The 12,356-nt window shown below is 29.4% G+C and carries 9 protein-coding genes, 3 tRNA genes and 2 rRNA genes (1 of these 14 only partly in view); 8 read left to right on the top strand and 6 right to left on the bottom strand.

Features of this window, described 5'->3' with window-relative positions; genetic code table 11:
- Positions 1–11: 11 nt before the first annotated feature.
- The gene (locus DM815_RS01450; RefSeq protein ID WP_110509387.1) at positions 12–1,265 is read right to left on the bottom strand and encodes a phosphoglycerate kinase; all 1,254 of its coding nucleotides are present in this window, start codon (positions 1,263–1,265) and stop codon (positions 12–14) included.
- Positions 1,266–1,381: 116 nt separating this feature from the next.
- Between DM815_RS01450 and DM815_RS01455 the strand changes: the two genes are divergently transcribed.
- Together DM815_RS01455 and DM815_RS01460 are read left to right on the top strand one after the other, a co-directional pair.
- A complete protein-coding gene (locus DM815_RS01455) occupies positions 1,382–1,852 on the top strand; it encodes an RpiB/LacA/LacB family sugar-phosphate isomerase (protein WP_110508828.1) in 471 nt (156 codons plus the stop codon).
- Positions 1,843–1,916: transfer RNA gene (locus DM815_RS01460), tRNA-Asn, on the top strand. The genes DM815_RS01455 and DM815_RS01460 overlap by 10 nt, the downstream gene beginning before the upstream one ends.
- A 75-nt stretch (positions 1,917–1,991) precedes the next feature.
- Here the strand turns inward: DM815_RS01460 and gmk are convergent.
- Entirely contained in the window at positions 1,992–2,567 is a 576-nt protein-coding gene (gene gmk / locus DM815_RS01465) for a guanylate kinase (protein ID WP_110508830.1), read from the bottom strand.
- Positions 2,568–2,724: 157 nt separating this feature from the next.
- Here gmk and DM815_RS01470 point away from each other — a divergent pair, with 157 nt between their 5' ends.
- Positions 2,725–3,717: an aspartate-semialdehyde dehydrogenase gene (locus DM815_RS01470; RefSeq protein WP_110508831.1), complete on the top strand. Its 993-nt coding sequence runs from the start codon at positions 2,725–2,727 to the stop codon at positions 3,715–3,717.
- Between the two features lie 5 nt (positions 3,718–3,722).
- Here DM815_RS01470 and rsmI read toward each other — a convergent pair whose 3' ends face one another.
- Positions 3,723–4,388, bottom strand: coding sequence for a 16S rRNA (cytidine(1402)-2'-O)-methyltransferase (gene rsmI / locus DM815_RS01475; RefSeq protein ID WP_110508833.1), 666 nt, complete (start codon positions 4,386–4,388; stop codon positions 3,723–3,725).
- Positions 4,389–4,649: 261 nt separating this feature from the next.
- On the opposite strand from rsmI, the gene DM815_RS01480 reads away from it, so the two are divergent.
- Entirely contained in the window at positions 4,650–5,072 is a 423-nt protein-coding gene (locus tag DM815_RS01480; protein WP_110508835.1) for a hypothetical protein, read from the top strand.
- Here DM815_RS01480 and topA read toward each other — a convergent pair.
- The 3 genes from topA to queA form a co-directional block, all read right to left on the bottom strand.
- Positions 5,069–7,174 (bottom strand): type I DNA topoisomerase, encoded by a 2,106-nt coding sequence (gene topA, locus DM815_RS01485; protein WP_110508836.1) that lies wholly within the window; start codon positions 7,172–7,174, stop codon positions 5,069–5,071. The genes DM815_RS01480 and topA overlap by 4 nt on opposite strands.
- 24 nt (positions 7,175–7,198) lie before the next feature.
- Complete coding sequence (locus DM815_RS01490; protein ID WP_110508837.1) at positions 7,199–8,176, bottom strand: polyprenyl synthetase family protein; 978 nt, start codon at positions 8,174–8,176, stop codon at positions 7,199–7,201.
- Between the two features lie 70 nt (positions 8,177–8,246).
- Positions 8,247–9,290 (bottom strand): tRNA preQ1(34) S-adenosylmethionine ribosyltransferase-isomerase QueA, encoded by a 1,044-nt coding sequence (queA, locus tag DM815_RS01495; RefSeq protein ID WP_110509389.1) that lies wholly within the window; start codon positions 9,288–9,290, stop codon positions 8,247–8,249.
- Positions 9,291–9,542: 252 nt separating this feature from the next.
- On the opposite strand from queA, the gene DM815_RS01500 reads away from it, so the two are divergent.
- From DM815_RS01500 to DM815_RS01515, 4 genes are all read left to right on the top strand, one after another.
- Positions 9,543–11,079, top strand: a 16S ribosomal RNA gene (locus DM815_RS01500).
- Between the two features lie 101 nt (positions 11,080–11,180).
- Positions 11,181–11,254 (top strand) — tRNA-Ile (locus DM815_RS01505).
- Between the two features lie 17 nt (positions 11,255–11,271).
- A tRNA-Ala gene (locus DM815_RS01510) sits at positions 11,272–11,345 on the top strand.
- A 50-nt stretch (positions 11,346–11,395) separates the two neighbouring features.
- Positions 11,396–12,356: ribosomal RNA gene (locus DM815_RS01515) — 23S ribosomal RNA — on the top strand (it continues 1,921 nt past the right edge of the window).
- The 16S and 23S rRNA genes sit together here with 2 tRNA genes alongside, the layout of an rRNA operon.

The raw sequence follows: 12,356 nt of genomic DNA on the forward strand, positions 1-12,356 counted from the left end.
AACAAATATAATTAAAAAGATCCAATATTAGGATTTGTTAAATCCTTTGAGATTATAGATTTTATTCCAGGAAGTATTTTATTTTTTAAACTTTCTAACATAGCACCTCCTCCAGTGGATAAATAGCTAATTTTTTTTTCGCACTTTTCCATTTTTAATGAAGCAATGGAATCTCCACCACCTATTAAAGAAAAAGATCCATTTTCAGTTGCATTTACAATAGATCTTGCTATAGCTTTAGTTCCTAAAGAAAAATTGGAGAATTCAAATACTCCTAACGGCCCATTCCAAAGAATGGTTTTGGACTTTTTGATGATTTCGCAAAAATATTTTATAGATTTTGGACCTAAATCTAAACCTTTCCATCCATTTGGTATAGAATATATGGAAGAAATCTTCTTATTAGCATTATTTTTAAAAGAATCTGCTATAACTACGTCTTTTGGAAAGGAGATATTTGTTTTATCTTGTTTTTTATATTTATAAAAAATATTTTTTAATACTTTTTCAATTTCATTATATTTGTATATATCTACAATGGAATCTCCTACTTTTCCTCCTTTTGCCTTGATAAAAGGATAGGCTAGCCCACCTCCTATTAGGATATGATCTACTAAATTAATAAGGTTTTCTATAATGGATATTTTAGAATATATCTTCGCTCCTCCTAATAGGATTGTAATGGGTTTTTTACCTCTTTCAAAGATCTTTTTTAAAGAATGTATTTCTTTTTTCATGAGAAATCCAATACATTTATTTTTTCCAAAAAATTTTGGAAGACTAGTAATAGAAGCATGTAAACGATGAGAGACGGAGAAGGCATCGTTTACATAAATATCTCCTAGCTTTGATAACTGAAAAGCAAAATTTTCGTCTCCTTCTTCCTCTTCTTTGTAGAATCGAATATTTTCCAACAGTAAAATTTCTCCATTTTTTAATTCATTTACACGTTTTTCTACATTTTTTCCTATACAATATTCTGAAAATTTTATAGGAATTTGTAATTTTTTAGATAAATAAGAAACTATAAATTTCAAAGAATAAATTTTGGAACGTTCCCCTTTTGGTCTTCCAAAATGAGAGAGTAGTACTACTTTTCCATGTTCATAAATTATTTTTTGAATGGTAGGAATACTGTATTGAATACGTGTATCATCTAGTATTTTTTTAGATTTATTGTTGATAGGAACATTAAAATCAACTCTGACTATAGCTGTTTTATTTTTAAAATTAAAATCATTTACAGTTTTTATATCCTCTTTCATATAAATAAAAATTAAAATATACAAACTTATTGAATCTTTTATTACGAAAAACAAGAACTCATGAAATGAAAAAAAATTCCAAATTTTTAATGTATTTTTATAGAATTTTAGGATAAATGAGAATAGCAATAGGATCTGATCATACAGGAATAGATTATAAAAGATTAATAGTTAATTATTTGATTGAAAAAGGAGATCATGTAAAAGATTTTGGATTATTTCGTTATGGAGAAAAGGTTGATTATCCTGATTTTATTCATCCTACAGCGGAATTTATAGAAAAAGGAAAAGCTGATTTTGGTATTGTAATTTGCGGTAGTGGAAATGGAGCGGCTATGATTGCCAATAAATATCCAAAAATTCGTGCTGCATTAGTATGGAAAAAAGAAATTGCTTTTTTAGCAAAAAGGCATAATAATGCCAATATTATTAGTTTGCCTGCTCGTTTTATAGAAAATAAAAAAGATGTTTTAGAAATAGTTAAAATATTTATTCAAACAGATTTTGAAGGTGGAAGACATAAAATAAGAATAAAAAAAATTCCAATTAAAATAAATAATCCTCTTAAAATAAATAATCCTCAGTAGCTCAGTTGGTCAGAGCACCTGACTGTTAATCAGGGTGTCGCTGGTTCGAATCCAGCCTGGGGAGCTTTGGTTATATAATAATAAGGCTATTTGATTATCTCCTATTGGTCATTTCGTACGTTCGATGATTCAATTCCAGTCAACCCCGATTTTCTGTAAAATTATAAACTAATTTGATTACTTTTTTTTGTGTTTGAGATAAATTAATATTTAGTAATACTATATCGAATAATTTTGCATATTTCCATTCCATTTTTGCTTTATTTAAACGTATATTAATTTGAGATAATTCCTCATGATTTCTTGAAAAAAGTCTTCTTTTTAAGATTTCCATAGAATTTACCATTATAAAGATAGATAAGGAATCATATGGATATTGTTTTTGTAAACATAATCCCCCTTTTACATCGACATCAAATAAAACATGTTTATGTTCGTTCCAAATTCTGGATATTTCACTTTTTAGAGTTCCATAAAATAATTTAGGATAAACTTCTTCCCATTCTAAAAATTGATTTTTTTTTATTTTAGAAATAAATTTATTCGTAGAAATAAAGTAATAGTCTTTTCCATGTTTTTCATTATTCCGTATAGAACGTGTAGTACATGATACAGAAAATTTTAATTTTGGAATTTTTGAAAGTAAATATTCTGATATAGTTGTTTTTCCAGATCCTGATGGACCAGATAAAATAATCATTTTTCCATTTTTCATTTTTTCATAATATCTATTTCATTTAATAATGAAAAATAAGCATATACTGTAATATTTTTTATTTATTTATTATTTTCTAACTTTGTTTTTCTATATCTGTATTATGTTAGTAAAATAAAAATCCAAAAATATCACAATAATCTGAATTAAATTTAATATGAAACTAGGAATAGTAGGGGTTACAGGAATGGTAGGACGTGTAATGGTAGATCTATTGAAAAATAGAAATTTTCCAATAGAAAAATTATATCTTTCCGCTTCTGAAAAATCAATAGGAAAAGAATTTATTCATAATAATAAAAAATATAAAATAATTAGTATTAGGGAATTATTTTCAAAAAAACCTAATATCGTTTTATTTTCAGCTGGATCAGATGTATCTAAGAAATGGGCACCTAAATTTGCAAAAATAGGAACAACAGTTATAGATAATTCTTCTGCATGGAGGATGGATCCCCAAAAAAAACTGATTATTCCTGAAATAAATTCTTCTTGTTTGTCTAAGGATGATAAAATCATAGCAAACCCTAATTGTTCTACTATACAATTAGTTATGGTATTATTCCCATTACATATAGAATATTGCATAGATCGTGTTATTGTATCTACATACCAATCGGTTACTGGAACAGGAAAGAAAGCTTTGAATCAAATGAATCAGGAAAAAGATGGTTTTTCTTCTTATGAAAAAATATATCCACATCCTATTTATCAAAATGTCTTACCACATTGTGATTTTTTTGTAAAAAATGGTTATACAATGGAAGAAATAAAATTGATGAAGGAAACAAAAAAGATTATAAATGATAAAAATATAGCTATTACAGCTACTGCTGCACGTGTTCCTGTTATAGGTGGTCATTCAGAAAGTGTAAATATAACATTTAAAAAAAAACCTGATATTGATCATATATATAAAATTTTTTTGAAAAGAAAAGGAATTGTTGTTCAAGATTATCCTAAAAAAAATATTTATCCTATGCCTTTATTTTCTCATGGAAAAGATGAAGTATTTGTAGGACGTATTCGTAGAGATTATTCCTGTTTAAATTCTTTGAATCTTTGGATTGTAGCAGATAATTTACGAAAAGGATCCGCTACGAATGCAATACAAATTGCAGAATTATTGATAAAAAGAAAATATATTTAATATTTTTATTTCTTTTTATCAATAATAAGAATATATTCTCCAAATATTTTTTGTATAGTTTTATAATATAAAATCATCTCTTCAATATTTCCTCTCAATGTTTCTTGAAAAATTTTAGATATTTCTTTGCATATAACGATATTTCTTTCCAATCCAAAAAAATCTTTTAAATCGTTTAAAGTCCGTAATAATCTATGAGGAGATTCGTATAATAAAAGAGTCCTATTTTCTCTCGATAATTTTTCTAGTTTTGTTTGTCTTTTTTTTTTTGGTAAAAAACCAATAAATGTAAATTCATTAATAGGAAGCCCAGAGATGACTAATGCTGGGATAATCGCTGTGGGGCCTGGCAAACATTCTACAGAGATAGTATCTCTAATACAAGATTTAATAAGTAAAAATCCTGGATCAGATATACTTGGAGTTCCAGCATTAGAAATTAATGCTAATTTTTTACCCTTTTTTATTTTTTCTAAAATTGAAGGAATTATTTTATGTTCATTATAAATATGATAAGTTTTTATAGGTGTTTTAATATTATAAAAATTCAATAATTTTTTTGAAACTTTATAATTTTCTGCCAAAATAAGATCTACTTCATTTAATATTCGTAGACTTCTAAAAGTGAAATCTTCTAAATTTCCTATAGGTGTAGGAACAATATATAACATTTAATAGAATAAAAAAAGAATAATATATGAAAAAAAGATCATAAGATTTTTTTTATCTCTATTTTTTATAGAATGAAAATCCATAATTTTTGTCATTTTTTATACGTTATTTTTTGGAATTATTTTCTATTTGTAGATTAGAATAAAAATAGGTTTTAGATTATGTAAAACATTTTTTCAGTTTTTTTTAATTTTCATTATCAAATAAATATATTATAGTTAATAATTTTATTCATAAATGCTGATGAAATAAAAAAAAGAATGAAAGGAAAACAATATATATTTAGAAGCCGTTTAGTATCTGGAGAGATTATTTTTAAGTATGATCTTAATGGTTTTTTAAGGGAAATTATCTTTCCCGAAAGACTTTCTTTATCACATTATATATGGATAGGAAAATATTTACCTTATAATGAATCTATTATAAATAAAATGAAAAATACAAAAGCTGCATTTTCTATAGAGGAAATTCCTTTAGATTTGTCTTTTAATCGTTTTTGGATAGATTATAGATATAAAGTAGGTAAAAAAAAAATGGCAGAAAATCTATGGAATAGAATGTCTTTATCTGATAGAATAAAAGCTTTGTCCTATATTCCTAAATATTTAGATCATGTTAGACGTACAGGTCATGATCAAGCCTATCCTACAACATATTTAAATCAAAGATATTTTGATAGTTAACTATTTTTTTTTCTATTTATTAATATAATATTAATAGCTTTTTCTAAACTAAATGAATGAAAAAAAATTTTTTCTTCAATAGGAATTGATTTATTTTTATGTTTAATATAAATATTATATTTATTGACTTTTAGAAATATTTCATCTTCTTCAAATAATCCTAAAGATTTAGGTAGCTCTAAGAGTTTTAAAGCCTCTTTTAGGGATATTGTATCGATTTTTTGATGAATTAATAAAGGAGAAAATTTTGGTTTTTCTTTATCTTTAAATTCTCCCATTTGAACAATAGGACCAAAACGAGCTATTTTAGAAAAAACTTTTTTATTAGATATTGGATCCATCCCAAGAAAACGTTTCTTGTCAATTTTATCTACATTTTTTTTCACATATTCTATTTTTTTATGAAATCCATCATAAAAATTTTTAATAATCTTATTCCAGGATTCTTTCCCTTTTGCTATATTATCAAATTCTTTTTCTAAACTTGCTGTAAAACTGTAATCTACGATTTCTTGAAAATTTATTTTTAAGAAATTAGTTGTTAGAATTCCCATTTCTGTAGGAATGAATTTATTTTTTTCTATTTCAATGATTTCATCTTTTTTTTTAGTAATACTATTTTTTTTTAAAAGAAAAGATTCACGAAATTCTGTTTTTTTAATAAATTTTTGTATGTTTACATAATTTCTTTTTTGTATAGTAGAGATGATAGGAACATAAGTAGATGGTCTTCCTATTCCTAATTTTTCTAAATTTTTGACTAAAGTAGCTTCATTATATCTTGGTAAATGTTTTGTAAAAATTTGTTTTGCTATTATTTCTTCTTTTTGTAAAAAAATTCCCTCTTTAAATATTTCTAATAAATTTTTTTTATCATTTTCGTTAGAAAAATTTTTGTTTTTTATTTTCATAAAACCGTCGAATATAATGGTTTTATTTGTGTAAATAAAATGATTTTCTAGATTCGAAGATTGAATATAAAAATATTTTATTTCACCTTGGTAATCAGACATTTGACTTATTACTGTCCGTTCCCATATAAGTTTATAAAGACGTTTTTGAGATAAGTCTAAATTTTCTAAAGAGATTTTTTTAATTTTTGTAGGATGAATAGATTCGTGAGCTTCTTGAGAAAATCTATTAGATAAAAATTCTTTTTGAGATAAATATTTTTTTCCATATTCAGAAAGAACATAATTCTTTATTTTGGATAAAATATCTTTGGATAAATTCGTACTGTCAGTACGAATGTATGTGATATATCCTTTTTCATATAATTTTTGAGCTAAAAACATGGTTTTAGATATGGAATAATTTAGTCTTTGACAAGAATCTTGTTGTAAAGTAGATGTTGTAAATGGAGGTGGAGGACTTTTTTTTTCTTGTTTAGTAATAATTTTTTTTATGAAAAAAGTAGCATTTATACATGATAATAGAATATTTTTCATTTTTTTTTCTCCTTCTACTTTTTTATCCAATCTAGCATGAAAAGTAATTTTTTTTTCGTAGGTAAAAATTCCGGATATTTGATATCCAGGAATAGGAATAAAATTTTGAATATTTTGTTCTCGTTCCACTATAAGTCTAACTGCGGCTGATTGTACTCTACCTGCAGAAAGACCAGAATTAATTTTTCTCCAAAGAATAGGAGATAATTGAAATCCTACTAGTCTATCTAAAATTCTTCTTGCTTGTTGTGCATAAACAAGATTATAATTAATGAATCTAGGATTTTTGATAGCATCAAGAATAGCTTTTTTTGTTATTTCATGAAAAACAATTCTTCGAATTTTTTCATTTGGAATATTTAATATTTTGTAAATTTGATAGGCTATAGCTTCTCCTTCACGATCCTCATCAGAGGCTAACCATATTAGATTATAATTTTTAATTAATGTTTTAAGATTTTGAACTATTTTTCTTTTTTTAGGTAATATTACATAATCAGGTTGAAAATTTTTTTTTATATTAACTCCTATATTTTTTTCTGGAAGATCTATAAGATGGCCATAACTCGATACTACATAAAAATCTTTTCCAAGAAACATTTGTATAGTACTAGCTTTAGTAGGAGACTCCACAATTACTAAATTTTTTTTCATTTTTTTGTTAATACTTAATTTTTTCTATATATTTCTTTCAATAATAAAATTTACCATTGTTTTTAATGCTTCTTTAATTGTACTTTTTGGATAATGATCTAATATTTTTAATGCATTATTACGAAATTTTATCATTTTTTTAGTAGCATATTCTATACCTCCATTTTCCTTAACATAAGCAATAATTTGATTTCTTTTTTTTTCATCATAATTATTTATAGAATTTAATATCCATTCTTGATTTTTTTGAGAAGATTTTTTAATAGCATAAATAAGTGGAAGTGTAATTTTTCTTTCTCTTAAATCCATTCCAATAGGTTTTCCAATTAAGTTTTCATGAGATTCTTCATAATCAAATAAATCATCTTTTATTTGAAAAGCTATTCCGGTAAATCCTCCAAATTTTTTCATTTTTAAAGCGGTTTTTTCATCTGCATCCACTGAACGGGCTCCACCTTCACAAGATGCTGCAATTAGACTTGCCGTTTTATGATAAATAATTTGATTGTAAATTTTTTCGTTAATGTCTAATTTTTTGGTTTTTTCCATTTGTAATAATTCTCCTTCACTCATGTCTTTGATAGTTCTACAAATAATTTTAAGAAGATCATGATAATTATTATTTGTAGCTAATAAAAGACTTTTAGAAAGTAAATAATCCCCTATTAAAACAGCTACTTTATTTTTCCATATAGCATTGATCGAAAAAGACCCCCGACGAAGAGTGCTGTTATCTATAACATCATCATGTACAAGAGTAGCTGTATGGATCAACTCTATTAAAGATGCGGTATGATATGTTTTTTTTTGTATTGTTCCTAACATTTTTGCAATTAAAAAGACAAACATAGGACGAATTTGTTTTCCTTTTCTATTAGTGATATAATGTGTAATTTTATCTACAATAGATACCTTACTTTTTATAATATTAATGAATTGTTTTTCGAAAATTTTCATTTCTTTTTTTATGGAAATTTTCACCTTTTCAAGGATTTTTTTCATAATATTAAATGTTTCATTTTTTAATATTATGGTTTTTTTAAGATTTATGTTATAATGTTATAATATAATGTTATAAAATTAACATAGCGTCTCCATAGGAATAGAATCTGTATTTTTCTTTTATGGCTATTTTATAAGATTTCATGATCAAATCATATCCTGCAAAAGCTGCTGTCATCATCAGTAATGTGGATTTTGGCATATGAAAATTGGTAATCATAGAATTAGCTATGCTAAAATTATAAGGAGGAAATATAAATTTATTCGTCCATCCTGAAAAAGGATTTAAATACTTACTAGAAGAAACAGAGCTTTCAATAGCACGCATAGAAGAAGTCCCTACAACACACACACGTTTTTTTTGTTTAATAGTTTTATTAATAATATTACATACGTTTTTTTCTATAAAACATTTTTCAGAATCCATTTTATGTTTGGATATATCTTCTACTTCTACTGGTAAAAAACTTCCTAATCCAAGGTGTAATGTAATTTCTACTAAATTTATTCCTTTTATTTCTAATATTTTTAATAAATGTTTTGAGAAGTGTAATCCAGCTGTAGGAGCAGCGACAGAACCTTCCTTTTTTGCATAAATAGTTTGATAACGTTCTTCATCACTTTTTTCTGGTAATCTTTTAATATATTTTGGTAAAGGGGTTTTTCCTAACTCTTTAATTTTTTTTATTAGTTCTTCATGTGGTCCATTAAAATGAAGTTGTAAAATCCTTCCTCTAGAAGTAGTATTATCTATTACTTCTCCTGTCAATCCACTTCCAAAATTTAATTTATTTCCTACTCTTACTTTTCTTGCAGGATCAACTAATACGTCCCAAGTTCTATCTATAATATCCAATTCTCTTAGTAAAAAAACTTCTATTTTTGCTTCTGTTTTTTCTTTATTACCAAATAATCTTGCTGGAAAAACCTTTGTGTTATTGAGAATAAGGGTATCTCCTTCTTCAAAATATTGATATAAATCTTTGAATAACTTATGTTCAATATTTTTGTTTTTTCTATGAATAATCATTAATCTAGATTCGTCTCTTTCTTGGGTCGGTTTATAGGATAAAAGATTTAACGGAAATCCGAAATTAAAATCTGAAGTTCTCATAATTAAATTAGAAACAAACAAATATACGTATACAAGGTATTATTCTTGATCATAAAAATTAAATTATTTTTTTTTTGCTGAAAAAAAATATATATATATTTGTATTTCATTTTTAACTTTTTTTTTAAAAGTGTAAAAATACGAATTTTCAAGATTGTTCTTTTTATTATTTTTATTGAAAAGTAACTTCTAGACCTGATTAGTTAAGGATTTTTTAATTAAGATTTTTGCGTATTTGATATTATTTTTTTTACAACGAAGAGTTTGATCCTGGCTCAGGATGAACGCTAGCGGCGGGCTTAACACATGCAAGTCGAGGGGCAGCATGAGATCTATTTATTTAGATTTTGATGGCGACCGGCGTACGGGTGCGTAACACGTATGTAACCTACCTTTTTCTAGAAAATAGCCTGAGGAAACTCGGATTAATGTTCTATAATACAGTATTTTTGCATGAGAATACTATTAAAGCAGAAATGTGGAAAAAGATGGGCATGCGTCCGATTAGTTAGTTGGTAGAGTAAAAGCCTACCAAGACGATGATCGGTAGGGGGCCTGAGAGGGTGATCCCCCACACTGGTACTGAGATACGGACCAGACTCCTACGGGAGGCAGCAGTGAGGAATATTGGTCAATGGAGGAAACTCTGAACCAGCCACGCCGCGTGCAGGAAGAAGGCCTTATGGGTTGTAAACTGCTTTTGTTTAGGAATAAAGATTTCTACGTGATAGAAATTGTGAAGGTACTAGACGAATAAGTGTCGGCAAACTCCGTGCCAGCAGCCGCGGTAATACGGGGGACACAAGCGTTATCCGGATTTATTGGGTTTAAAGAGTGCGTAGGCGGTTTATTAAGTCAGTAGTGAAATATTACAGCTTAACTGTTAAAATGGCTAATGATACTGATAGACTTGAGTGAGATTGGAGTAGCTGGAATGTGTGGTGTAGCGGTGAAATGCATAGATATCACACAGAACACCGATCGCGAAAGCAGGTTACTAAATCTATACTGACGCTGAGGCACGAAAGCGTGGGGAGCAAACAGGATTAGATACCCTGGTAGTCCACGCCGTAAACGATGATCACTAGTCGTTGGATTTTATATTCAGTGGCTAAGCGAAAGTAATAAGTGATCCACCTGGGGAGTACGGTCGCAAGGCTGAAACTCAAAGGAATTGACGGGGGCCCGCACAAGCGGTGGAGCATGTGGTTTAATTCGATGATACGCGAGGAACCTTACCAAGGTTTAAATGTACTACGAATAAGCTAGAAATAGTTTAGTCTTCGGACGGAGTACAAGATGCTGCATGGTTGTCGTCAGCTCGTGCCGTGAGGTGTTGGGTTAAGTCCCTCAACGAGCGCAACCCTCATTGTTAGTTGCCATCGAGTAATGTCGGGGACTCTAGCAAGACTGCCGACGTAAGTCGAGAGGAAGGTGGGGACGACGTCAAATCATCACGGCTCTTATACCTTGGGCTACACACGTGCTACAATGGTCGGTACAAAGGGTCGCTACTGAGCAATCAGAAGCTAATCTCTAAAAACCGATCTCAGTTCGGATTGGAGTCTGCAACTCGACTCTATGAAGTTGGAATCGCTAGTAATCGCATATCAGCCATGATGCGGTGAATACGTTCCCGGGCCTTGTACACACCGCCCGTCAAGCCATGGAAGTCGGGGGGACCTGAAATCGGTGACCATAAAAGGAACTGCTTAAGGTAAAATCGATAACTGGGGCTAAGTCGTAACAAGGTAGCCGTACCGGAAGGTGTGGCTGGAACATCTCTTTTTTTAGAGTTTTTTATATCTTATTTTTTAAGAAAATTAAGTAATTTAGGCTAGAAGTTATTTATACTAAGTGTAGAGATTGATGATAAATAATGATTGTATCAGTCTCGTAGCTCAGACGGTTAGAGCGCTACACTGATAATGTAGAGGTCCGCGGTTCAATTCCGCGCGAGACTACTACTAGATATAGCAAAGGGGGATTAGCTCAGCTGGCTAGAGCACCTGTTTTGCACGCAGGAGGTCATCGGTTCGACTCCGATATTCTCCATTTTTTGAATATAAAGTTCTTTGAAATAACATACTGTAATGAGGAAAGAAAAAAAAGCTAAGTAAGGGCGTATGGTGGATGCCTTGGCTCTGAGAGGCGAAGAAGGACGTGATAAGCTGCGATAAGCTGCGGGGATTGGCACATACAAATTAATCCGCAGATCTCCGAATAGGGCAACCTATCATATTAACTATATGATATTACTTTTTTTAAGTAAGGCTAACCTAGAGAACTGAAACATCTAAGTATCTAGAGGAAAAGAAAACAAAAGTGATTCCGTTAGTAGTGGCGAGCGAAAGCGGAAAAGCCCAAACCATGGTGGTTTAGGCCACAATGGGGTTGTAGGTCTACAAAAAAGGATTATTTTTATATAGTAGAATGATTTGGAAAAATCAATCATAGAAGGTGATATTCCTGTATACGAAATAGAGAAATAACCTAGTAGTAACCTGATTAGGACGGGACACGGGTAATCTTGTCTGAATCTACCGGGACCATCCGGTAAGGCTAAATACTACTCAGAGACCGATAGTGAACTAGTACCGTGAGGGAAAGGTGAAAAGTACTTCGAATAGAAGGGTGAAATAGATCCTGAAACCATACGCTTACAATCTGTCGGAGCCTCCTAGTGGGGTGACGACGTGCCTTTTGCATAATGAACCTACGAGTTAATTTTTCCGGCAAGGTTAAGTAGTTCAGCTATGGAGCCGTAGCGAAAGCGAGTCTGAATAGGGCATTTAGTCGGAAGGATTAGACGCGAAACCGAGTGATCTACCCATGAGCAGGTTGAAGCTGTGGTAACACATAGTGGAGGACCGAACCGGTGGACGTTGAAAAGTCTTCGGATGACTTGTGGGTAGGGGTGAAAGGCCAATCAAACTCGGAGATAGCTCGTACTCCCCGAAATGCATTTAGGTGCAGCATCGTGTTAAATAAAACAGAGGTAGAGCTACTGATTGGATGAAGGGGTTTCATCGCCTACTAATTCCTGATAAACTCCGAATGCTGTTA

Source organism: Blattabacterium sp. (Cryptocercus kyebangensis), from assembly GCF_003226855.1.
In the GTDB taxonomy this organism is placed as follows: domain Bacteria; phylum Bacteroidota; class Bacteroidia; order Flavobacteriales; family Blattabacteriaceae; genus Blattabacterium.

Bases quoted from the DNA above. Each gene is read 5' to 3' on its own strand.
- DM815_RS01490 (WP_110508837.1), bottom strand. From the start codon at position 8,176: ATGAAAAAAATCCTTGAAAAGGTGAAAATTTCCATAAAAAAAGAAATG.
- topA (WP_110508836.1), bottom strand. From the start codon at position 7,174: ATGAAAAAAAATTTAGTAATTGTGGAGTCTCCTACTAAAGCTAGTACT.
- rsmI (WP_110508833.1), bottom strand. From the start codon at position 4,388: ATGTTATATATTGTTCCTACACCTATAGGAAATTTAGAAGATTTCACT.
- gmk (WP_110508830.1), bottom strand. From the start codon at position 2,567: ATGAAAAATGGAAAAATGATTATTTTATCTGGTCCATCAGGATCTGGA.
- DM815_RS01455 (WP_110508828.1), top strand. From the start codon at position 1,382: ATGAGAATAGCAATAGGATCTGATCATACAGGAATAGATTATAAAAGA.
- DM815_RS01470 (WP_110508831.1), top strand. From the start codon at position 2,725: ATGAAACTAGGAATAGTAGGGGTTACAGGAATGGTAGGACGTGTAATG.
- DM815_RS01450 (WP_110509387.1), bottom strand. From the start codon at position 1,265: ATGAAAGAGGATATAAAAACTGTAAATGATTTTAATTTTAAAAATAAA.
- queA (WP_110509389.1), bottom strand. From the start codon at position 9,290: ATGAGAACTTCAGATTTTAATTTCGGATTTCCGTTAAATCTTTTATCC.
- DM815_RS01480 (WP_110508835.1), top strand. From the start codon at position 4,650: ATGAAAGGAAAACAATATATATTTAGAAGCCGTTTAGTATCTGGAGAG.